Raw genomic sequence first — 20,276 nt, 5'->3', positions numbered from 1 at the left:
GCCGGCCGCCGGGGTCAGCGCACGCGCCGGCTCAGGACACGTGCCCCGTGAGCAGCCGGTGCCAGTACACCTGCGGCTCGACGTAGCGGTCGAACAGGAACGTGCTGCGGCGCGGGCGCACGAGGTCCGGGAACGCGACGGTCGGCTCGGGGCGGCGGTCGCGGTCGAACTCGGCGAGCAGCAGGTGCGTGCGGGACGTGGTGACGGGCCCGATCGAGTACCCGTCGTAGCGGCGCATCGGTTTCCCGGTGCGGCGGGCGGCGATGTTGCGGGCGACGACGGGCACCTGCTTGCGCAGCGCCCCGCCCGACGGCAGCGCGTCGACGGTCGCGACGTCGCCGAGGCCCCACACAGTCGGGTAAGCGACGTGCTGGAGCGTGTGCGGGTCGACCGCGACGAACCCCTCGCTGCCGGGGGCGTCGAGCCCGCTCTCGGCGACCCAGTCGGGCGCGCGGTGCGGCGGCGCGAGGTAGAGGGCGTCGTAGTGCAGGTCCTCCGACCCGCCCGCGGAGCGCACGCGCAGGGTCCGGGAGGACGCGTCGACGGACTCGACGGTGGTCGCGGTGCGCACCCGGACCCCGAAGTCCTCGGCGGCGGCGCGGAGCTCGCGGTCGGCGCGGTCGAGGTCGACGAGCCGGTCCCCCTCGACGAGCAGCTCGATCTCGACGTCCCCGAGCACGCCGGTGGCGCGCCAGTGGTCGGCGGCGAGGAAGAGGGGCTTGAGCCCGACGGGCGCGCACGGGACGTGCCGGTCCGAGATGACGAAGACCGCGCGCCCGGAGGTCAGCGACGAGAGCATCGTCCAGGTGTCCGGGGCGTGCTCGGGCAGGTAGCTCGTCGACGCGTACGGGGTCGCGACGGCGGCCTCGGAACCCGGAATGGCGTCCCAGTCGACCTGCGAGCCCGGGCAGATCACGAGGTCGGTGCACGTGATCTCCTCGCCGCCGGCGAGCCGCACGAGCGAGCGCTCGGGCTCGACCGCGACGACCCGGTCCGGGTACCAGCGGACGCCGTCGGGGATGACGTCGGCCTGCGGGCGGCGCAGGTCGTCGAGGGTCGCGAACCCGCCCGCGACCCAGGACAGCAGCGGCCGGTACTCGTGGGTCTGCTTCGGGTCGACGACCGCGACGTCGCGGCACCGGTCGCGGCGCAGCTTCGCGGCGAGCGAGATGCCGGCGTTGCCGCCGCCGACGATCAGCACGTCGTGGTGGCGGTGGGGGCTCATGACCGGGCACGCTCCGGGGCGTCGAGGACGGGGACCCGAGCCACGCTAGGAGACGGGGGCGTGGGGCGCGCGCTGGGGCCTTCGCCCCGCGATGTCGGGTATGTACTTTCCGGTCAGTAACCCATAGCCTCGCTCCGCCGGGACGACGACGCCCCGGACCTCCCGTGCGACGACGCACCGCGGACGGCGCGCGGGTGGACGATCCGACCGGTTCCCCCGAACCCGAAGGAGACGCACGATGCAGCTCGCGCCCCCCGCACCCCGCACCACCAGACGCCGGTGGCTCACCGCCGCGCTCGCCACCGTCGCCACCGGAGCGGCGACCCTCGCCGGCACGCTGCCCGCCGCCGCCGGCCCCGCCCCGGCCCTCGGCGCCGCCCCCGCCGCCGTGGGCGACGTCATCTGGTCGCAGGAGTTCAACGGCGCCGCCGGCACCGGGCCCGACGGCTCGGTGTGGAACTACGACACCGGCGCAGGCGGCTGGGGCAACGCCGAGCTGCAGAACTACACGACGTCGCGCGCCAACTCCGCGATGGACGGCGCCGGCAACCTCGTCATCACCGCGCGCCGCGAGGGCGACGGCTCGTACACGTCCGCCCGGATCCAGAGCAACGACAAGTTCGAGGTCAAGTACGGCCGGGTCGAGGCGCGCATCCAGGTCGCGCGCGGCCAGGGCATCTGGCCCGCGTTCTGGATGCTCGGCGCGGACTTCCCGGCCGTGTCCTGGCCGAGCTCCGGCGAGATCGACATCATGGAGATCGTCGGCAAGGAGCCGCACCGCGCGCACGGGACGGTGCACGGCCCCGGTTACTCGGGCGGCGCGGGCATCACCGGCACGTACCAGCACCCGCAGGGCTGGGCGTTCGCCGACGACTTCCACACCTTCGCGGTCGACTGGGCCCCCGGCACCATCACCTGGTACGTCGACGGCCAGCGCTACCACCAGGTCACGCGCGCGAGCGTCGGCGCCAACCAGTGGGTGTTCGACAAGGCGTACTTCCTCATCCTCAACCTCGCGGTCGGCGGCCAGTGGCCCGGCTACCCGGACGCGACGACCCAGTTCCCGCAGCAGATGAAGGTCGACTACATCCGCGTCTACGACAACGGCGCGAACGGCGGCGGCGGGGGCGGTGGCGGCGCGCTGCCGACCGGGACCGGGACCATCCGGGTCGCGAGCTCGCTGTGCCTCGACGTGCCGTGGGCGCAGACCCACAACGGCAACCCGGCGCAGGTGGTGAGCTGCAACGGCAACGCCGCGCAGCAGTGGACCCGCGGCTCCGACGGCTCGATCCGTGCGCTGGGCAAGTGCCTCGACGTGGCGGGCGGCGCGACGACCAACGGCACCGCGGTCCAGCTCTGGGACTGCAACAACACCGGCGCGCAGAAGTGGACGTACGACTCGGCGGCGCGCACGCTGCGCAACCCGCAGTCGGGCAAGTGCCTCGACGCCAAGGGTGGGAACCCCGTCTTCGAGGGCCAGAAGCTGAACATCTGGGACTGCCACGGCGCGGCGAACCAGCAGTGGACGTTCTGACGGTCCGCACCGCACCCACCGGCGCGTCGGTCACCTGACGCCCGGGACGACTCCTGGCCGGACGGCCCTCCTCCCCCCGTGAGGGCCGTCCGGCCAGGGCTTTCGTGTGAGTCCTTTCATGAAGGGCTCCGGGCGTTGTGCCGTCCTACAACGTTGTCCTACCGTCGGCCCGATCCTCGCACCGCCCGTCCGACCGGCACCGATGCCGCCGGACCCGCCGACCCCCGCGGCGGGGCGCGTGCGAGAGCCCCGATCGGAAGGTCCCCGCCGTGCCCGTCACCGACCACCTCCGCGCGCCACGCACCCGCCGCCGATCCGTCGCCCTCCTCGCCGCGCTGGCCGCGGGGCTCTCCGCGATCGGCACGGTGGCCGTCGCACCGGCGGCGAGCGCCGCGAGCGTCGACACCGCCGCCTGGTACCAGCTCGTCAACCGGCAGAGCGGCAAGGCCCTCGACGTGAGCGCCCGCTCGACCGCCGACGGCGCGCAGCTCGTCCAGTGGACGCGCGGGGAGGGCACGAACCAGCAGTTCCAGTTCGTGGCCACCGGCGACGGCGCCTACCGGCTCGAGGCCCGGCACTCCGGCAAGGTCCTCGACGTGTGGGAGTGGAACGCCGCCGACGGCGCGCAGATCCGCCAGTGGGCCGACCTGAACGCGCAGAACCAGCAGTTCACGCTCGCCGACTCCGAGGGCGGGCGCGTCCGGCTCGTCAACCGGTTCTCCGGCAAGGCCGTGCAGGTCCAGGACCGCTCGACCGCCGACGGCGCGCTCGTCGTGCAGGGCACCAACACCAACTCCTTCCACCAGCAGTGGGAGCTCGTGCGGGTCGGTGCCGCCACCCCGACGCCCGCCCCGCCGACGACGGCCCCGACGACCGCCCCGCCGACCACGAGGCCGACCGTCGCCGCCGACGGCACGGGCACCTACCGCACGGTGCAGGCCGCGATCGACGCCGTGCCGTCGAGCAGCACCACGCGCCGGGTCATCACGATCAAGCCGGGCACGTACCGCGAGATCGTCACGGTGAACAAGCCGAACGTGACGTTGCGCGGCACGGGCTCGACGGCGAGCCAGACCGTCATCGTGAACAACCGCAGCAACGGCGCCGGGTACGGCACGTACGGGTCGGCGACGTTCTTCGTGAAGGCCAAGGACGTGGGCGTCGAGAACCTCACGCTGTCGAACGACTTCGGCGTGGGCAGCCAGGCCGTCGCGGCGACGGTCGACGCCGACCGGGCCGTGTTCCGCGGCGTCCGGTTCCTCGGCAACCAGGACACGTTGCTCGTGCACTCGGGCCGGTCCTACTTCGCGGACTGCCACGTCGAGGGCACGGTCGACTTCATCTTCGGCGACGGCACCGCGGTGCTCGACCGCGCGACGATCCACCAGCGCCGGTCCACGGGCGGCCCGATCACGGCGGCCCGCACGCCCGCCGCCAACCCGTACGGGATCCTGATCCACCGCTCGACGGTCACTGGTGCGACGAACAACACGACCCAGCTGGGCCGGCCGTGGGGCCCGGACGCGCAGGTGCTCTTCCGGGAGACCTCACTGTCCGCGACGATCGCGACCGCCCAGCCGTGGATCGACATGTTCGGCAACCCGTGGGGCTCGGCGCGGCTGCGCGAGTACCGGAACACCGGACCCGGGGCCACGGTGAACGGCAAGCGCCCGCAGATGTCCGACGCCGAGGCCGCGAACCACACGCCGCAGCGGTACCTCGCGGGCAGCGACGGCTGGAACCCGATCGGCTGACGCCCGACCCGTGACGCGCGCAGGGCCGGCCCCCACGACGGAGGCCGGCCCTGCGGACGTCTCCCGGGGCCCGCACCCGGTCGCCCGGCGCTGGCAGGATGGCCGCCGACAGCGGCTGCGCGACCTCGCCACGGCGGCGTCGCGGGGCCGGGGCACCACGAGAGGACCCGCATGACCCAGGCGGCACGCACGACGTCCCCGGCAGTCCCGACCCGCGTGCGGGGCGTGCTACTCGCGCTGACCCTGGCGCTGACCGCGGTCGCCTGCTCCCCCGCCGACACGGCCGGCGGCGCCCCCGCGGAGAGCCCGAGCCGGTCCGCGGAGCCCGTCGCGTCGGCCACGCCCGAGACGACCGCGGCGCCCGTGACGCCGACCGACGTCCCCGCCGACGTCCTGCTCCCCGCCCAGGTGTTCGGGGCGTCGACCGAGGCGTTCACGGAGTCCACGGCCGTCGAGCCGTGGCGCATCCCGGACTCGTGCGGCGACGTCGGGGCACCCGCGGGCGCGACGGCGATGGGCACGCACGCGCACGGCGACGGGACGGAGGAGACGGTCGTCGGGGTCCAGCAGGTCGCGGCGTTCGCGGTGGCCGACGACGCGGTCGCGGCAGCCACGGCGCTCGTCGAGGCGCTCGGCGCGTGCACGGACACGAGCGGCGTGGGGGCGTACGCCGTCGAGCCGGTGGCCGTCGGGGCGCAGGGCCACGGGCTCGCGACCTGGTACTACGGCGCCGGCGACGACACCGGGCTCGGCACCTACCTCGCGGTCACGCGGCGGGGCAGCGCCGTGACGCTGGTCTCGGGCGAGGGCGGGGAGCGCACGGTCGGGAACGCCCGCACGGAGACGGTCGCGCAGACGCAGCAGGCGTGGGAGCGGCTGTGCGGGTACGAGGTCGCGGGCTGCTGACCCGGCGGGCCCGGCCGTCGACCCGGCGGCCACGGCTCCGGCGCCGCACCGGCAGGACGACGTCCGGGGCCTCCCCCGGCCGACGGCGCGTGCGGTAGGGTCGCACATACCGGGCAGTCGGTATGTCTCTCTGGGCGTCGACGACGACGCTGGCAGGAGGTTCACGCGTGCAGATCGTCGGAGCCGTGCTCGAGCGCTCGGGCAGCACCCCGCCGTTCGCCGCGTCGCGCCCGTTCACGGTCTCGCGCCTCGACCTCGACGAGCCCGGCCCCGGCGAGGTCCTCGTGCGGATCGAGGCCGCGGGCGTGTGCCACTCGGACCTCTCGGTCGTCGACGGCAGCCGGGTCCGGCCGGTGCCGATGCTGCTCGGGCACGAGGCCGCCGGGGTCGTCGCGGCGCTCGGGACCGGCGTCGACGACCTCGCGCTGGGCGACCGCGTCGTCCTCACGTTCCTGCCCCGGTGCGGCGCGTGCCCCGCGTGCGCGACCGACGGCCGCCTCCCGTGCTGCCCGGGCAGCGCGGCCAACGCCGCCGGGACCCTCGTCGGCGGGGGCACGCGCCTGCACCGCGACGGCTCCCCCGTGCACCACCACCTCGGCGTCTCGGCGTTCGCGTCGCACGCCGTCGTGAGCCGCACGTCGGTCGTGCGCGTCGACCGCGACGTCCCGCCCGACGTCGCGGCGCTGCTCGGCTGCGCGGTGCTCACGGGCGGCGGCGCGGTCGTCAACGCCGGGCGGCCCCGGCCCGGGGAGACGGTGGTCGTCGTCGGGCTCGGCGGCGTGGGCATGGCTGCGCTGCTCGTGGCCGTGGCGCTCGGGCACGAGGTCGTCGGCGTCGACCCGGTCCCCGAGAAGCTCGCGACGGCCCGCGACCTGGGGGCGGCCGCCGCGCACACCCCCGCCGAGGCCGTCGACCGCGGCGTGCGCGCACCCGTCGTCGTCGAGGCCGCCGGGTCCGTGCGCGCGTTCGAGACCGCGCTCGCCCTGACGGCCCCGGGCGGGACGACCGTGACCGTCGGGCTGCCGTCCCCCGACGCGCGCGCCGCCGTCTCGCCGCTCACCCTCACCGCCGAGGCCCGCACGGTCGTCGGCTCCTACCTCGGCTCCGCGGTCCCCGCGCGCGACATCCCCGCGTACGTCGACCTGTGGCGCGCCGGGCGCCTGCCGCTCGAGCGGCTCGTCTCCTCCCGCGTCACGCTCGACGACCTCGACTCCGCCATGGACCGCCTCGCGGCCGGTGGCGAGCTCCGCCAGCTCCTCACGTTCGACGAAGGGACCACCCCGTGACGACTGCCCGCACCGCCCTCGTGACCGGCGCCGCCCGCGGCATCGGCGCCGCGACCGCCCGCCGGCTCGCCGCCGACGGGTACCGGGTCGCCGTGCTCGACCTGCGCGAGGCCGACGCCGAGGCGACCGCCGAAGCGATCCGGGAGGCCGGTGGCACGGCGCTCGCCGTGGGCGCCGACGTGGCCGACGAGGACGCGGTCACCGCCGCCGTCGCGCGCGTCGCCGACGAGCTCGGGCCGCCGACCGTCCTGGTCAACAACGCCGGGATCCTGCGCGACAACCTGCTCTTCAAGATGTCGGCCGACGACTGGGACGCCGTCCTCTCGGTGCACCTGCGCGGCGCGTTCCTGGTGAGCCGGGCGGTGCAGCAGCACCAGGTCGAGGCGCGCTGGGGGCGCGTCGTGAACCTGTCGAGCACGTCGGCGCTCGGCAACCGCGGCCAGGCGAACTACGCCGCCGCGAAGGCCGGGATGCAGGGGTTCACCAAGACGCTCGCGATCGAGCTCGGGCCGTTCGGCGTCACGGTCAACGCCGTCGCGCCGGGCGTCATCGAGACCGACATGATGCGCGCCGTCGCCGAGCGCACCGGCATGCCCTACGCGGACCTGCTGGCCGCCGCGGCGAAGGAGGTCCCGGTGCGCCGGGTCGGGCAGCCCGAGGACGTGGCCGCCGCGGTGTCGTTCTTCTGCTCCGAGGGCGCGTCCTACGTGTCCGGCCAGGTGCTCTACGTCGCCGGGGGGCCGCGCGCATGACCGCCATCACCGTCACCTCGCCCGCATACCTCGCCGGCGCCGTCGGGCAGTCCGCGACCGGGGACTGGCGCGTCGTCGACCAGGAGCGCATCGACCTGTTCGCCGACGCGACCGACGACCACCAGTGGATCCACGTCGACCCCGAGCGCGCCGCCGCCGAGTCGCCGTTCGGCGGGCCCGTCGCCCACGGCTTCCTCACGCTCGCGCTGGTCCCGGCGCTCACCGCCGGGCTGCTCGACGTCGGCGGGACCGCGATGGTCGTCAACTACGGGCTCGACCGTGTGCGGTTCCTGCAGCCCGTGCTCGCGGGCTCGCGCGTCCGGGCGACGACGGTGGTCGAGAGCGCCGAGCCGACCCCGCAGGGCGTGCGCGTGTCGTCGACCGTGACCGTCGAGATCGAGGGCGCGCCGCGGCCGGCGCTCGTGGCGCGGACGATCGCGCTGTTCGTGCCGGCCTGACGCACGCGGGGCGGCCGTGCGCGCACGCCGTCCGGGGAGCGAGCGAGGATGGCCGGCATGGAGCTCACGGACTTCCTGCTCGCGCGGCTCGCCGAGGACGAGGACGACGCACGGGGACGGCTCGCGGGCGACGCGCCCGTCGGCACCGACGGGCGCCGCTCGGCGGGCTCGCCCGAGCGGGTGCTCGCGGCCTGCACCGCCCAGCGGCACGTCGTGGACGCGTACGTCGCGGTCACCGGCGAGAGCGCCGCGGCCGTCGCGGCGGGCATCCCGTTCGTCGGCGTCGACACCCTTGCGGCGGCCGAGTCGACGATGGCGTCGATGCAGCTGGTCGCCGCCTCGACCTACGACCGCGTGCTGCGCTGGTACGCCGAGGTGCACGCCGACCACCCGGACTACCGGGAGGACTGGCGGCCCTGACGTGCGGCGGGACGCCGGGTGTCCGAGGACGCCTCAGCCCAGCGACTGCGCGCCGATCACCGAGAGCAGCTGCAGCTTCTCGTGGCTCTCGCTGCCGGGCACCGCGGTGTAGACGAGCAGGAGGTGCGACTGCTGGGGGTCCAGCAGCGTCTGGCAGTGCAGCTCGAGCGCGCCGACGTCGGGGTGCACGAGGCGCTTGACCTCGCCCGGGCGGAGGCCGACCTCATGGGTCTCCCACAGGAGCCGCAGCTCCTCGCTGCGCGCCAGCGCGAGGTCGGCGAGGCGCGCCGCCCGGGAGCCCGGCCCGCGGAGCGTGACGACCGCCCGCAGGTGCGAGGCGTAGAGCCGGGACAGGAAGGCGTGGTCCTCGGGCGGGTACAGCGCGCGGCTCGCGGGGTCGGCGAACCAGCGGTAGCCCAGGCTGCGGGCGGGGCCGGTGTACCCGGTGGCGTCCCCGGTCAGCGCGACGCCCAGCGGGGTCTGGCGCAACGTCTCCCCGAGCTCCGTGACGACCTCGGCGGCGGTGTCGGTGAGGCGGTCGAGGATGCGCAGCAGCCCCGGGCTGACGTGCTCGCTCTCGGCACCGCGGGGTGGCGGGCGGTGCCCGGCGAGCCGGAAGAGGTGGTCCCGCTCGTCGAGGCTCAGGTGCAGCCCCTGCGCGATCGACGCGACCATCTGCTCGGACGGCTTCGGCCCGCGCTCGCGCTCGAGGCGCGCGTAGTAGTCGGTCGACATGTGGCACAGCGCGGCGACCTCCTCGCGGCGCAGCCCGGCGGTGCGCCGGCGCCGGCCGCGCGGGAGCCCGACGTCGTCGGGCTGCAGCGCGTCTCGGCGGCTGCGCAGGAACTCCGCCAGCCCTGCCCTGTCGATCACGGGTCCACCCGTCGTCGGCTCATGTGCTGTTCCTACCGTCCGGGCGCCCGCGGAGCCACGGCCTGCCGATCCCCCCGTGAGCCGCCGGTCGCGGAAGCCGTCCCGTCAGGCACGGATCGGGAGGCCCTGGATGCGCTCGCGCCGTGCGATGAGGCTGGCAGCACCGCCCCACCGACCGAGGAGCCTCCCGTGACCCAGCACCCCGCCACCGCCACCGTCCCCGCGTGGCCCGAGCACTCCCGACCCGGCAGCGAGGGGTCCGGCGCCAGCGCGCGGGCGCGCCGCGTGCTCGGGCTGCCGGACGTCGAAGAGCAGTCCGCGGTGCGGGCCGCCGCCGCGCGGACGTGGGAGCGCGTCGGTGGTCCGGTCGGGCTCGCCGCCGCGGTCGCCCCGACGATCGCCTTCGTCGCCGCCGACGCCGCCGCGGGGCTCGGCACCGCCTTCGTCGCCCTGGGGGTCACCGCGGTGCTCGCCTGCGCCGTGCGCCTCGCCCGCCGGGAGTCGCCGGGGTCCGCGGTGGCCGGGCTGGTCGTCGCCGCGGTGTGCGCGGGGGTCGCGGCCCTCGCCGGCGAGGCGCGGGCGTTCTTCCTCCCGACGATGGTGCTGCCCGCCGTCTTCGTCCTCGCCTACGTCGTCTCGTTCGTGGTCGGCCGCCCGCTCACGGGCCTCATGGCGAACCGGCTGTCCGGCGGGCCGCGCGACTGGAGCGGGCACCGCGGGCTGCGCCGCGTCTACGTGGTCACCTCGCTCGTCGGGCTCGCCATGGCCGCGGCGAACCTCGTCGTCCGGGTCGTGCTGTACCTCGCCGACCAGCCCGCGGCCCTGGCCGTGACCCAGGTCGTGGCCACCTCGCTGTTCGCCGCGCACTTCGCGGTGACCGTCGTGCTCGCCCGCCGCGCGGCCGGCGCCACGCTCGCCGCACCCGTCCCCCCGGCACCCGTGCCGGCCTCCCGCTGACCGCTCGATCCTCGACCGCTCGCCCTCTCTCGAACCCCTCGATCCCAGGAGCTCCGCCATGCCTCGTACCCCTCACCTGACCCTGCCCGACCTGTCCGGCCGCCGAGCCGTCGTCACCGGCGCGAGCGACGGCATCGGCCTCGGCATCGCCCACCGGCTCGCCGCAGCCGGCGCCGACGTCGTCCTCCCGGTCCGCAACCCGGCGAAGGGCGAGGCGGCCCTCGCCCGGATCCGCGCGGAGCACCCGGCCGCCCGCGTCTCGCTCCGCGAGCTCGACCTCGCGTCGCTGGGCTCGGTCGCCGCCCTCGGCGCACGGCTGCGGGACGAGGGGCACCCGATCCACCTGCTCGTGAACAACGCCGGGGTGATGACCCCGCCGGAGCGGCAGACGACGCAGGACGGCTTCGAGCTCCAGCTCGGCACGAACCACCTGGGGCACGTCGCGCTCGTCGCGCACCTGCTGCCGCTGCTCTCCGCCGGACGGGCGCGGGTCACCTCGCAGGTCAGCGTCGCCGCGCGGTCGGGGTCGATGCACTGGGACGACGTGAACTGGGAGACGTCCTACGACGGGCGGCGTGCCTACAGCCAGTCGAAGATCGCGTTCGGGCTCTTCGGGCTCGAGCTCGACCGGCGGAGCCGGGCCGGCGGCTGGGGTCTGACGAGCAACCTGTCGCACCCGGGCGTCGCGCCGACGAGCCTGCTGACCGCGCGCCCGGAGCTGGGGCGCGACCGCGACACCCCGCAGATCGCCGTGATCCGGAGGCTCTCGCGCGCGGGGATCCTGCTCGGGACGGTGGACAGCGCTCAGCTCCCGGCGCTCTATGCCGCCACGTCGCCGCAGGCCCACGGCGGGCGGCTCTACGGCCCCGACGGGCTGGGCAACCTGGGCGGCGGCCCGGCCGAGCACGCCCTGTACCGGCCGCTGCGCGACACCGAGGAGGCGGCCCGCGTCTGGCGGGTCTCCGAGGAGCTGGCCGGGGTGTCACTCGCCCCGGCTGCGGCGCGGTGACCGTGGGGCGTCGGACTCAAGGGCGTCCGCCGGTACCGGCACCGGCGGGCGCCCGTCGCGCCGACGTGCGTCACGGCCACCGTCCGCGGCTCAGCTCACGCGCTCGAGCACCATCGCCATCCCCTGGCCGCCGCCGACGCACATCGTCTCGAGCCCGAGCGTCCCGTCGCGCTCCTGGAGGCCGTGCAGCAGCGTGCTCGTGATGCGGGCGCCGGTCATGCCGAACGGGTGGCCGACCGCGATCGCGCCGCCGTGCACGTTGAGCCGGTCGAGGTCGACGCCGAGCTGGCGCGCCGACGGCAGGACCTGCGCGGCGAACGCCTCGTTGAGCTCGACGAGGTCGATGTCGCCGATCGACAGCCCCGCGAGCGCGAGCGCCCGCCGGCTCGCCTCGACCGGGCCGAGGCCCATCACCTCGGGCGACAGCGCGCTCACGCCCGTCGACACGATGCGCGCGAGCGGGGTCAGGCCGAGCTCGTCGACGACCCGGTCGCTGACCACGACGACCGCGGCGGCGCCGTCGTTCAGCGGGCAGCAGTTGCCGGCGGTCACGGTGCCGTCGGGCCGGAACACGGGGTCCAGGGCGGAGAGCGACTCGACCGTGACGCCCGCGCGGGGGCCGTCGTCGCGCGTCACGACCGTGCCGTCCGCGAGGGTGACCGGCGTGATGTCCCGCTCCCAGAAGCCGCTCGCGATCGCGGCCTCCGCGCGGTTCTGGCTCTGCGCGGCGAACTCGTCCTGGTCGCGGCGGGTCGTGCCGGTGCGCTGGGCGACGTTCTCGGCCGTCTGGCCCATCGCGACGTAGACGTCGGGCAGCTCGCCGTCGCCGCGCGGGTCGCGCCACGTGGTGCCGCCCTTCGCGGACCGGGCCGTGCGCTCGACGGCCTCCGCGAACACCGGGTTGGTCAGGTCCTCGCCGGGGATGAAGTCGCTCGACCCGCGCGCGGCGTGGCTGACGGACTCGACGCCCGCGGACACGAACACGTCCCCCTCGCCGGCCTTGATCGCGTGGAACGCCATGCGCGTGGTCTGCAGGCTCGACGAGCAGTACCGGTTCACCGTCGTGCCCGGCACGGTGTCGAGCCCGAGCAGCACCGCGACGACCCGCGCCATGTTCATCCCCTGCTCGCCGCCGGGCATGCCGCAGCCGAGCAGGAGGTCGTCGACGCGCGTCGGGTCGAGCCCCGGGACCCCGTCGAGCGCGGCGCGGACCATCGCCGCGGCGAGGTCGTCGGGGCGCAGGCTGCGCAGCGAGCCCTTGAACGCGCGGCCGATGGGTGAGCGGGCGGTGGCGACGACGTAGGCCTCGGGCATGGCGGGCGGTCCTCTCGGGGGACGACGGGTCGGACGACGACGGGTGGGACGACGACGTGCGGACGGGCGGTGGCGGGCGGGACGGCGGGGTGGTGCCCAGCCGAGGACGGCGACGCGGCCCGCTGGGAGGTCGCCGCGGCGCGGTCAGACGAACGCGCCGACCCCGGTGATCGCCCGGCCGACGATGAGGTTGTTCATGTCGCGCGTGCCCTCGAACGAGTAGACGGCCTCGGCGTCGGCGAAGAACTTCGCGACCCCGTGGTCGAGCACGATGCCGTTGCCGCCGAGCAGCTCGCGGCACCACGCGACGGTCTCCCGCATGCGGGTCGTCGCGAACCCCTTGGCGAGCGCCGCGTGCTCGTCGCCCTGCCGGCCCTGGTCCTGCAGCCGGGACACCTGCAGGCACAGCGCGATGCTCGCGGTGATGTTGCCGAGGCACTGCGCGAGGCGGTCCTGCACGAGCTGGAACGACGCGAGCGGTCGGCCGAACTGCTGGCGCTCGCCGGCGTACCGGACCGCCGCCTCGTACGCGCCGACCGAGACGCCGACGGCCTGCCAGGCGACCTCGGCGCGCGTGAGCCGCAGCACGAGCGCGACCTCGCGGAACGAGTGGATGCTCGGCAGCCGGTCGGCCTCGTCGACGCGGACGCCGTCGAGCGTGATGTCGGCGTTCTGCACGATCCGCAGCGCCTGCTTGCGCTCGATCTTCGTGGTCGTGAACCCGGGGGTCCCGCGGCGCACGAGGAAGCCCTTGACCTGGCCGTCCGCGACGTCGCGCGCCCAGATGACGACGACGTCGGCGAACGTCGCGTTGCCGATCCACCGCTTCGCGCCGTTCAGCACCCACGTGTCGCCGTGGCGCTCGGCCGTCGTGCGCAGGCCCTTCGAGGAGTCGGAGCCCGACAGCGGCTCGGTCAGGCCGAACGCGCCGATGAGCTCCCCACGGCCCATGGGCGGCAGCCACTGCGCGCGCTGCTCGGGCGACCCGCCGATCGCGATCGAGCTCATCGCGAGGCCGCTCTGCACGCCGACGAAGGTCGCCGTCGACGGGTCGACCCGTCCGAGCTCGAGCGCCGCCCAGCCGCGCCACACGGCGCTGTTCTCGAACCGCTGGGTCTCGGGCCAGCTCGCGCCGAACATACCGAGCTCCGCGAGCCCCGGGATGATCTGCGTCGGGAACTCGGCGCGGTCCCAGTAGTCCGTCGCGATGGGCCGGACCTCGCGCTCCATGAAGTCGCGCAGGCGCAGCGACGCCTCGCGCTCGACCGGGGTGAGCTCGTCCTGGAACGAGTAGAAGTCGGCGGCGAGGCGGTCGGTGCCGGGGACGACGTACGCGTCGGCGCCGGGTGCGGCGGTCGCGGTCGCGGCGCCGTTCGTCGTCGCGGTCCCGACCTCGGCGCCATCCGTGGCGGTGCTGTCCGTGGCGGTGCTGTCCGTGGCGGCGTGGTCCGTCGTGGCGGTGTCGGTCATCTCGGCCCTCGATCGTCGTCGATCGGCGCGCTGCGCCCCGGTGCGCACGCGTCCCGCGGCCAGGGTTGCATCATTCGCGAGAATGTTGCAAGCCCCTCCCGCGCCGGGGTTAGAGTGCGGCGCATGACGGTCCCCACCCACCGGAGCACGCTCGCGCGCGTCGGCACGGCGGTCGCGCCGTCCTGGCTGTCCGAGCGGCTCGAGGACGGCGCGCACGAGGACGCCGTCCGGGCGTTCCGGTTCGCGCGCGAGACGTTCATCGCCGGCGAGCGCATCGACATGGGCCGGCTCGCAGCCCGGCTCGGCGTCGACCGCACGTCGCTGTTCCGCTGGGTCGGCAACCGGGACGCGCTGCTGTCCGAGGTGCTGTGGTCCCTGGCCGTCCCGACGCTCGAGCAGGCGGACGCCGCGACGCACGGCCGCACCGGCGCCGACCGGGTCGTCGCGATCCTGACCTCGTTCGCCCACGACCTCATCACGGCCGACTACTTCCGCGCGTTCCTGCGCCGCGAGCCCGCACGCGCCCTGCGGCTGCTGACGACGAACGGCAGCGAGATCCAGCGCCGCTACGTCGCGGTGGTCGAGTCCCTCGTCCGCCAGGAGCTCGGCGACCGGCCCTTCGGCCGGGACATCGCCCCCGCCGACCTCGCCTACCTGCTCGTGCGGGTCTCGGAGTCGTTCACGTACGCCGACCTCATCACGGGCGACGCCCCGAGCGCCGAGCGCGCCCGTGCCGCGTTCGACCTCGTCCTGCGCCCCGAGGAGCCCCGATGACCTACGGCCACCACGCACCGTTCCCGACGCGCTGGAACGACAACGACCAGTACGGGCACGTCAACAACACCGTCTACTACGAGGCGATGGACACGACGGTGAACGTCTGGATGATCGGCGCCGGCCTCGACCCGCTCGCCGGGGACCGGATCGCGCTGTGCGTGTCGTCGTCGTGCGACTTCCGGGCACCGGCGTCGTTCCCCGAGCCGCTCGCGGTCGGCCTGCGCGCGGGCCGCGTCGGGACGACGAGCGTCACGTGGGAGCTCGGCATCCTGCGGGCCGACGAGCCGGAGCCCATCGCGACCGGGCGGTTCGTGCACGTGTTCGTCGACCGCGACTCCCGCCGCCCGGCGCCGATCCCCGAGCCGATCCGGGCGGCCATCGAGCGCGACCTGGTGGTCTGACGGGACGGGTGACGGGTCGGGGCCGTCAGGCGCACTGGCCGCCCCGGGTGCCGGCGACGGTCACGGTCGGGTGGACGACGAGCCCGTCCGGGCGTGCGTTCCCCGTGCACACCAGGTTGCCGGCGACGGCGAGGCGCGCCACCGAGATCCGCTCCGCAGGGTTGGCGTCGAGCACGAGCGACCCCCCGAGCGGCGCGGGCTCAGCGCAGGGCTCCTCGTCACCCCAGACCCCGGCGTCCCCGCCGAGGTCCACGAACCCGGTGACGCCCCGGACGGTCGCGTCGAGCGCGATCGACCCCCCGCACAGGCTCAACGTCCGCGCGACGGTCACGGTCACCCCGCGTCCGGCGTCGAGCTTGACGGCCCAGACGTCGCCGCCGCGGGTGTTCACCCAGCCGCCGACGCGCGAGTAGAAGAACGTGGACGTCCCCTCCCCGAGGCGCAGGTTCACGGCGCCCTCGATCGTCGAGCTCGACATGTTCAGGGTGCGCGCCGCACCCCGGAGGCTGCGTCGCACCTGGACCGAGTACGCCTCGACGGGGTCGTCGGGCGAGTCGACCACGACACCGCCGAAGATCTTCGAGTCGAGGAGGTACACGTGGGCGTCCGCGACCCGCACGTCCCCCTTCACGGAGGAGTCGTCCATCCGGAACAGGTCCGCGCCGGGCAGCACGTTCACGTCCCCGGTCACGGTGACGAGGCTCAGCGCGCAGATACCCGAGTCGACGAGCAGGTCGCCGACGACCCGGGCCCTCGACACCCAGCCGTCCTCGCTGCTGATGTCGCTGCACCGGGTCACGGGCCGTCGTGTGGGCGTGTCGCCGGGTCCGGTCGCTCTCGGCACCGGTGCCGGCCGCGCCTCCGACGGGACGGTGCCGGGCACCGCTGCGGCAGCGTGCGGTGCGGCCGCCGCGGCGGGACGCAGCGCGGCCGACGCGGCGACGGTCGGCCCCGTCGGCGCAGCCTGCGCGCCCGGCACCGCACCGGCGAGGACGAGCAGCAGCGCGCCGACCGTCGCCCCCACGGCTCGCCGCTGACGTGGATGCACGTTCATGGTTCCCCCCGGAGCCGTGGTGACACTCGTGCCAGTCTGCGGCCGGTTCGCCCGGTCGGCAGCACCCGGACGGGTGACCCGGGATGCCGGCATGCAGCACCGCGCCCCGCTCGGCGCCCACGGATCCCCCACGACGCACGTCCAGCGCGGCCGCGACCGCACGGCGACCTAGCCTGCTCGTATGGCCCAGGAGCTCAGGTTCAGTCCCACCGTGACGCTGCTGACCGTCGGGAGGGTGTGGGACGCGGCGCTCGCCGAGGCGCTCAAGCCGCTGGGCCTCACGACCCGCAAGTACGGGCTGCTCGGCCACATCCGCGGGACTCCCGGGATCTCGTTCAGCGAGCTCGCCCGGCGCTCGCGCATCACGGTGCAGAGCGCGCACACCGCGGTCGCCGCGTTCGCGGCGGCCGGGCTCGTCGAGGACGCCACGGCGCACGCCGGCAGCGCGTCGAGCCTGCGGGTCACCGCCGCGGGCGAGCGGCTGCTCGCCGACGCCGGTGCGCGGGTCGCCGAGCTCGACGCGCGCATGACCGAGGAGCACCCAGGCCTCGTGGACGCGCTGCGCGCCGACTTCGACGCCACCGTGAGGCGTGCCGCCTTCAGTTAGACTGAAGGTATGGAACGCCTCCTCCTCGCGGCCCACGTCGTCGCGGGCATCCTCTTCGTCGGGCCCGTCGCCGTCACGACGAGCCTCTTCCCCCGCTACGCCCCCGTCCTTGCGGGGGCACCGGACGCGCCCGACGACGGGCGCAGCGCCGCCGTCGCGCACGTCCTGCACCGCGTGACGCGGCTCTACGGAACCCTCGCGCTCGCGGTGCCGCTCGTCGGGCTCGCGCTCGCGGCGGTCCAGGGCCGGCTGACCGAGGTGTGGATCGTCGCGGCGATGGCGCTCACCGCGCTCGCCGGCGGGCTGCTCGTGCTGCGCATCACCCCGATGCAGCAGGACGCGCTGCGCACCCCGGACGACGGCGCGCGGCTGCGGTCGCTGCGCGGGCTCGCCGGCGGGTTCAACCTGGTCTGGGTCGTCGTCGTGGTGCTCATGGTCGTGCGGCCGGGGTACGACGCGTGAGGCCGCTGCTGCGCGCGCTCGAGGTGCTGTCCGCGCTCGAGACCGCCAGCGTGCTCGTGCTGCTGGGCAACCTCGCGACGGTGCACGCGCAGGGCGTGACGTCCGCGCTCGGACCGGTGCACGGCTCGCTCTACCTCGCGGTGGCGACGACGGCGCTGCTCGGCCGCGACCTGCTGCCGCGCACGCGCGTGCTCGCGCTGGTCCCGGCGGTCGGCGGGGTGCTGACCCTGGTCAACGTGCGGCGCGAGGCGCGGCGGTGACCCTGCGCGACCGGACGCGCCGGCCGCGGTCGGTCGACGCCGCGGAGGCCGTGCGCCTGCTCGACGCCGGTGCACTCCTCGTCGACGTGCGCGGCGACCGCGAGTGGGCGCGGGCGCACGTCCCCGGCGCGCTCCACGTGCCGCTCCGGGAGCTCGAGGCGCGCGCGGCCGAGCTGCCCGACGACCGGCTGCTGATCACGTTCTGCACCGGCGGGCTGCTGTCGCGCGGGGCGGCGAGCCTCCTGACGACGCTCGGGCTCGACGCGGTGAACCTCGCGCGCGGGCTGGTCGAGTGGCGCGCCGCCGGAGGCCCGCTCGAACGCGGGGACGGGCCCTGAAAAGGACCGGCATCACGTTCACACCGCGCAGACCGGTCCCCGACGACCTCCTCGAGCGGCTCGCGCGCGCGTCACGGGAGGACCGAGCGGTCTGACGGCTGCGTCCCACGGGGCTCGCGCCCGCGGTCAGCATCGCGCGCACCCAGGGCTGGCGCGGGCGGCACAACTGCGTCTACCGTAAACCGTATCCGGCGGACGCAGATGTCCGCCCTACGGAGAGGACCGCTCATGCGCACGACCGTCGCCACCGTGTACGCCTCGCTCGACGGAGTCGTCGACCACCCCGAGAAGTGGTCGCTCCCGTACTTCAACGAGCAGGCCGCGGCCTACCAGACCGATCTGCTGAGCCGCAGCGACGTCCTCCTGCAGGGCCGGCGGACGTACGAGGGCTTCGCCCCGTACTGGAGCACCCCGTCGGACGACGCCTACAACGACCGGATGTACGAGATCCCCAAGGTGCTGATCTCGCGGACGCTGACGGAGGGGACCTGGCACAACACCACCACGGTCACCGACGACCCCGTCGCGGCGGTCGAGAAGCTCCGCGTCGACGGCGACGGCCACGTCCTGACCTACGGGTTCGGGTCGATCGCGTACGCGCTCGCGGAGGCGGGTCTGCTCGACGAGGTGCACGTCTGGGTGCACCCCGTCCTGGCCCGGACCGCCGGCCCGGAGGACCTGATGTTCAGCCCCGGCGACCAGCTCGTCCGCTTCGCGCACGCCGGGGCGACGACGCTCGACACCGGCGTCACGATCCTGCGGCTCGTCGCGGAGCCACGTGCCTGACGGGTCCGACGACGCACGCACGGCCCCGCACGAGGGCCTCGCCCGGCTGCTCTGGGGCGAGCCCGTCCCCCCGGCGCGGGGCCCGCGACCCTCGCTCGACCTGGGGCGGATCGCCGCGGAGACCGTCGTCGTCGCGGACGCCGACGGCCTTCCGGCCGTGTCGATGCAGAAGGTCGCGGACCGCCTGGGCGTGTCGAAGATGGCGCTCTACCGGTACGTCGGCAGCAAGGACGAGCTCGTCGCCGTCGCGGTCGAGCAGGCCGTCGGCGTGCCGCCCGAGGTGGACGCGGACGACGACTGGCGGGCCGCGACCGTGGCGTGGGCGGCCGAGCTCCGGGAGACGTGGCTCGCGCACCCGTGGCTCCCGGCCGCGACGATCGGCAACCGCCTGATGGGGCCGCGCGAGATCGCGTGGAGCGAGGCCGCCGCAGCAGCGCTCGCGAGCAGCGGGCTGACCGGGGACGCGCTCCGCGCGGTCATCACGCTCCTCTTCTCCCACACCCGGTCGACGCTCGCGCGTGAGGTCACGGGCACGCAGTACTGGACGACCGCCGACGACGTCGGGGCGGAGATGCGCGTGCTGCTGCGCGAGAGCGGCGCGGCGTTCCCGCGGATCCGCGCGGCGGAGGACGCCGGCGTCGCCGGGTTCGACGCGTGGCGCTTCGGTCTCGACGTGATCCTCGACGGCGTCGCGGCGCGGGTGCCCGGCGCGTAGGAGCGGGCCCCGTCGACGCCGCCCCGTCCTCGCGCGAGGACGGGGCGGCGTGACGGTTCCGCCGGTTCAGCCCGCGATCTCCAGGTAGGTGTCGATCAGCCCGACGAACTCCGACCGCAGGCCGTAGGGGTCCTCGCCGACGGCCGCCTCCGCTCGCTCCCGGGCGCGCGTCGGGTCGGCGTCCTCGGCGTGCTCCGAGCCGGTTGCCGTGAGCGCGAACTCGACGACGGCGGACGCGAACCTGAAGTCGCTGGTGGGCCGGGTGGTGTACGCATCGGCCCGGGCGGGGAACACGACCTCGGTGCTGGTGCTGGCGCCCGGCTGCTTGTAGCGCACGTGCACCGTCAGGAAGTCGTCGGAGCGCCCGGTCCGGGCGTCCTGGTAGTCCAGGTCGTCGACGGGCTCGCCGTCGGCCGGGACGATCTCGTAGAACGCCGTGACCGCGTGGCCGGCGCCGACGTCGCCCGCGTCCTTGGTGTCGTCGTCGAACTCCTCGTCCTCGAGCCGGCGGTTGTCGTAGCCCAGCAGCCGGTACTGCGCGACGGTCGCGGGGTTCGGCTCGACCTGGACCTTGAGGTCCTGCGCGACCGCGAACATCGTCGAGTCGAACTCGTCGACCAGGACCTTGCGTGCCTCCTGGAGCGTGTCGATGTAGGCGTAGTTGCCGTTCCCGTGGTCGGCGACGGCTTCCATCGTGCTGTCCTTGAGGTTGCCCATCCCGAACCCGAGCACCGAGATGTAGACACCCGTCCGGGCGTGCTCCTCGATCAGCTCGGTGAGCTGCTCGGGCGTGGACGGGCCGACGTTGAAGTCGCCGTCGGTCGCCAGGACCACCCGGTTGTTGCCGCCCTCGACGAAGTTCTTCGTCGCCAGCTCGTACGCGGTCTCCAGGCCCCGCGCCCCCCCCCCCCCCCCCCC

At 75.1% G+C, this 20,276-nt stretch carries 23 protein-coding genes; 17 read left to right on the top strand and 6 right to left on the bottom strand.

Annotated elements, in window-relative coordinates; genetic code table 11:
* Window positions 1–31: 31 nt before the first annotated feature.
* Window positions 32–1,225: an NAD(P)/FAD-dependent oxidoreductase gene (locus CCE01nite_RS06980; protein WP_034626176.1), complete on the bottom strand. Its 1,194-nt coding sequence runs from the start codon at window positions 1,223–1,225 to the stop codon at window positions 32–34.
* A 238-nt stretch (window positions 1,226–1,463) separates the two neighbouring features.
* On the opposite strand from CCE01nite_RS06980, the gene CCE01nite_RS06975 reads away from it, so the two are divergent.
* The 7 genes from CCE01nite_RS06975 (at window position 1,464) to CCE01nite_RS21265 (ending at window position 8,335) form a co-directional block, all read left to right on the top strand.
* Entirely contained in the window at window positions 1,464–2,759 is a 1,296-nt protein-coding gene (locus CCE01nite_RS06975; RefSeq protein WP_034626178.1) for a family 16 glycosylhydrolase, read from the top strand.
* Window positions 2,760–3,028: 269 nt separating this feature from the next.
* Window positions 3,029–4,513 (top strand): pectinesterase family protein, encoded by a 1,485-nt coding sequence (locus CCE01nite_RS06970; RefSeq protein WP_034626180.1) that lies wholly within the window; start codon window positions 3,029–3,031, stop codon window positions 4,511–4,513.
* 171 nt (window positions 4,514–4,684) lie between these two features.
* On the top strand, window positions 4,685–5,419 hold the full coding sequence (locus CCE01nite_RS06965) for a hypothetical protein (RefSeq protein WP_034626182.1): 735 nt from the start codon (window positions 4,685–4,687) through the stop codon (window positions 5,417–5,419).
* 167 nt (window positions 5,420–5,586) lie between these two features.
* A complete protein-coding gene (locus CCE01nite_RS06960) occupies window positions 5,587–6,705 on the top strand; it encodes an alcohol dehydrogenase catalytic domain-containing protein (RefSeq protein WP_034626184.1) in 1,119 nt (372 codons plus the stop codon).
* Complete coding sequence (gene fabG, locus CCE01nite_RS06955; protein WP_034626187.1) at window positions 6,702–7,457, top strand: 3-oxoacyl-ACP reductase FabG; 756 nt, start codon at window positions 6,702–6,704, stop codon at window positions 7,455–7,457. Before CCE01nite_RS06960 ends, fabG begins: the two co-directional genes overlap by 4 nt.
* Window positions 7,454–7,915 carry a MaoC family dehydratase gene (locus tag CCE01nite_RS06950; protein ID WP_034626189.1) on the top strand — a complete coding sequence of 154 codons (462 nt, stop codon included), beginning with the start codon at window positions 7,454–7,456 and terminating at the stop codon, window positions 7,913–7,915. The genes fabG and CCE01nite_RS06950 overlap by 4 nt, the downstream gene beginning before the upstream one ends.
* A gap of 57 nt (window positions 7,916–7,972) precedes the next feature.
* A complete protein-coding gene (locus CCE01nite_RS21265; protein ID WP_034626191.1) occupies window positions 7,973–8,335 on the top strand; it encodes a DUF6221 family protein in 363 nt (120 codons plus the stop codon).
* A gap of 33 nt (window positions 8,336–8,368) precedes the next feature.
* Here the strand turns inward: CCE01nite_RS21265 and CCE01nite_RS06945 are convergent, their stop codons facing one another.
* A complete protein-coding gene (locus tag CCE01nite_RS06945) occupies window positions 8,369–9,208 on the bottom strand; it encodes a helix-turn-helix transcriptional regulator (RefSeq protein WP_034626193.1) in 840 nt (279 codons plus the stop codon).
* Window positions 9,209–9,397: 189 nt separating this feature from the next.
* On the opposite strand from CCE01nite_RS06945, the gene CCE01nite_RS06940 reads away from it, so the two are divergent.
* Both CCE01nite_RS06940 and CCE01nite_RS06935 read left to right on the top strand, forming a co-directional pair.
* Window positions 9,398–10,165 carry a DUF3159 domain-containing protein gene (locus CCE01nite_RS06940; RefSeq protein WP_052103588.1) on the top strand — a complete coding sequence of 256 codons (768 nt, stop codon included), beginning with the start codon at window positions 9,398–9,400 and terminating at the stop codon, window positions 10,163–10,165.
* 58 nt (window positions 10,166–10,223) lie between these two features.
* Complete coding sequence (locus CCE01nite_RS06935) at window positions 10,224–11,174, top strand: SDR family oxidoreductase (protein ID WP_034626196.1); 951 nt, start codon at window positions 10,224–10,226, stop codon at window positions 11,172–11,174.
* 90 nt (window positions 11,175–11,264) lie between these two features.
* Here the strand turns inward: CCE01nite_RS06935 and CCE01nite_RS06930 are convergent, their stop codons facing one another.
* Both CCE01nite_RS06930 and CCE01nite_RS06925 read right to left on the bottom strand, forming a co-directional pair.
* Window positions 11,265–12,488, bottom strand: a complete 1,224-nt coding sequence (locus CCE01nite_RS06930) for an acetyl-CoA C-acetyltransferase (protein WP_034626198.1) — start codon at window positions 12,486–12,488, stop codon at window positions 11,265–11,267.
* A 144-nt stretch (window positions 12,489–12,632) separates the two neighbouring features.
* Window positions 12,633–13,958, bottom strand: coding sequence for an acyl-CoA dehydrogenase family protein (locus tag CCE01nite_RS06925; RefSeq protein WP_246056360.1), 1,326 nt, complete (start codon window positions 13,956–13,958; stop codon window positions 12,633–12,635).
* Window positions 13,959–14,081: 123 nt separating this feature from the next.
* On the opposite strand from CCE01nite_RS06925, the gene CCE01nite_RS06920 reads away from it, so the two are divergent.
* Together CCE01nite_RS06920 and CCE01nite_RS06915 are read left to right on the top strand one after the other, a co-directional pair.
* Window positions 14,082–14,732, top strand: a complete 651-nt coding sequence (locus CCE01nite_RS06920) for a QsdR family transcriptional regulator (protein ID WP_034626202.1) — start codon at window positions 14,082–14,084, stop codon at window positions 14,730–14,732.
* On the top strand, window positions 14,729–15,136 hold the full coding sequence (locus CCE01nite_RS06915) for an acyl-CoA thioesterase (protein WP_034626206.1): 408 nt from the start codon (window positions 14,729–14,731) through the stop codon (window positions 15,134–15,136). Before CCE01nite_RS06920 ends, CCE01nite_RS06915 begins: the two co-directional genes overlap by 4 nt.
* A gap of 25 nt (window positions 15,137–15,161) precedes the next feature.
* On the opposite strand, the gene CCE01nite_RS21260 is transcribed toward CCE01nite_RS06915, so the two are convergent.
* The gene (locus tag CCE01nite_RS21260; protein WP_170223948.1) at window positions 15,162–16,190 is read right to left on the bottom strand and encodes a hypothetical protein; all 1,029 of its coding nucleotides are present in this window, start codon (window positions 16,188–16,190) and stop codon (window positions 15,162–15,164) included.
* Between the two features lie 181 nt (window positions 16,191–16,371).
* On the opposite strand from CCE01nite_RS21260, the gene CCE01nite_RS06900 reads away from it, so the two are divergent.
* The 6 genes from CCE01nite_RS06900 (at window position 16,372) to CCE01nite_RS06870 (ending at window position 19,358) form a co-directional block, all read left to right on the top strand.
* A complete protein-coding gene (locus tag CCE01nite_RS06900; protein ID WP_034626212.1) occupies window positions 16,372–16,797 on the top strand; it encodes a MarR family transcriptional regulator in 426 nt (141 codons plus the stop codon).
* Window positions 16,798–16,806: 9 nt separating this feature from the next.
* Window positions 16,807–17,259, top strand: coding sequence for a hypothetical protein (locus CCE01nite_RS06895; RefSeq protein ID WP_034626215.1), 453 nt, complete (start codon window positions 16,807–16,809; stop codon window positions 17,257–17,259).
* The gene (locus tag CCE01nite_RS06890; RefSeq protein WP_052103590.1) at window positions 17,256–17,519 is read left to right on the top strand and encodes a hypothetical protein; all 264 of its coding nucleotides are present in this window, start codon (window positions 17,256–17,258) and stop codon (window positions 17,517–17,519) included. Before CCE01nite_RS06895 ends, CCE01nite_RS06890 begins: the two co-directional genes overlap by 4 nt.
* Complete coding sequence (locus CCE01nite_RS06885; RefSeq protein ID WP_034626218.1) at window positions 17,516–17,857, top strand: rhodanese-like domain-containing protein; 342 nt, start codon at window positions 17,516–17,518, stop codon at window positions 17,855–17,857. Before CCE01nite_RS06890 ends, CCE01nite_RS06885 begins: the two co-directional genes overlap by 4 nt.
* Before the next feature lie 228 nt (window positions 17,858–18,085).
* Window positions 18,086–18,643: a dihydrofolate reductase family protein gene (locus CCE01nite_RS06875; RefSeq protein ID WP_034626222.1), complete on the top strand. Its 558-nt coding sequence runs from the start codon at window positions 18,086–18,088 to the stop codon at window positions 18,641–18,643.
* Window positions 18,636–19,358 (top strand): TetR/AcrR family transcriptional regulator, encoded by a 723-nt coding sequence (locus CCE01nite_RS06870; RefSeq protein ID WP_052103592.1) that lies wholly within the window; start codon window positions 18,636–18,638, stop codon window positions 19,356–19,358. Before CCE01nite_RS06875 ends, CCE01nite_RS06870 begins: the two co-directional genes overlap by 8 nt.
* Before the next feature lie 66 nt (window positions 19,359–19,424).
* Here CCE01nite_RS06870 and CCE01nite_RS06865 read toward each other — a convergent pair.
* Window positions 19,425–20,276: vWA domain-containing protein (locus CCE01nite_RS06865; RefSeq protein WP_034626224.1), on the bottom strand; the 852-nt coding region annotated here is incomplete at its 5' end.

The organism is Cellulomonas cellasea, from assembly GCF_006538745.1.
GTDB lineage: Bacteria > Actinomycetota > Actinomycetes > Actinomycetales > Cellulomonadaceae > Cellulomonas_A > Cellulomonas_A cellasea.
The sequence above is the reverse complement of the archived record's forward strand: the minus strand, read 5'-3'. Positions and strand labels throughout refer to the sequence as shown.

Excerpts from the sequence above, each read along its gene's own strand:
- CCE01nite_RS06980 (WP_034626176.1), bottom strand. The coding sequence starts at position 1,225 with ATGAGCCCCCACCGCCACCACGACGTGCTGATCGTCGGCGGCGGCAAC.
- CCE01nite_RS06975 (WP_034626178.1), top strand. The coding sequence starts at position 1,464 with ATGCAGCTCGCGCCCCCCGCACCCCGCACCACCAGACGCCGGTGGCTC.
- CCE01nite_RS06965 (WP_034626182.1), top strand. The coding sequence starts at position 4,685 with ATGACCCAGGCGGCACGCACGACGTCCCCGGCAGTCCCGACCCGCGTG.
- CCE01nite_RS06950 (WP_034626189.1), top strand. The coding sequence starts at position 7,454 with ATGACCGCCATCACCGTCACCTCGCCCGCATACCTCGCCGGCGCCGTC.
- CCE01nite_RS21265 (WP_034626191.1), top strand. The coding sequence starts at position 7,973 with ATGGAGCTCACGGACTTCCTGCTCGCGCGGCTCGCCGAGGACGAGGAC.
- CCE01nite_RS06935 (WP_034626196.1), top strand. The coding sequence starts at position 10,224 with ATGCCTCGTACCCCTCACCTGACCCTGCCCGACCTGTCCGGCCGCCGA.
- CCE01nite_RS06930 (WP_034626198.1), bottom strand. The coding sequence starts at position 12,488 with ATGCCCGAGGCCTACGTCGTCGCCACCGCCCGCTCACCCATCGGCCGC.
- CCE01nite_RS06925 (WP_246056360.1), bottom strand. The coding sequence starts at position 13,958 with ATGACCGACACCGCCACGACGGACCACGCCGCCACGGACAGCACCGCC.
- CCE01nite_RS06920 (WP_034626202.1), top strand. The coding sequence starts at position 14,082 with ATGACGGTCCCCACCCACCGGAGCACGCTCGCGCGCGTCGGCACGGCG.
- CCE01nite_RS06915 (WP_034626206.1), top strand. The coding sequence starts at position 14,729 with ATGACCTACGGCCACCACGCACCGTTCCCGACGCGCTGGAACGACAAC.
- CCE01nite_RS21260 (WP_170223948.1), bottom strand. The coding sequence starts at position 16,190 with ATGAACGTGCATCCACGTCAGCGGCGAGCCGTGGGGGCGACGGTCGGC.
- CCE01nite_RS06900 (WP_034626212.1), top strand. The coding sequence starts at position 16,372 with ATGGCCCAGGAGCTCAGGTTCAGTCCCACCGTGACGCTGCTGACCGTC.
- CCE01nite_RS06895 (WP_034626215.1), top strand. The coding sequence starts at position 16,807 with ATGGAACGCCTCCTCCTCGCGGCCCACGTCGTCGCGGGCATCCTCTTC.
- CCE01nite_RS06875 (WP_034626222.1), top strand. The coding sequence starts at position 18,086 with ATGCGCACGACCGTCGCCACCGTGTACGCCTCGCTCGACGGAGTCGTC.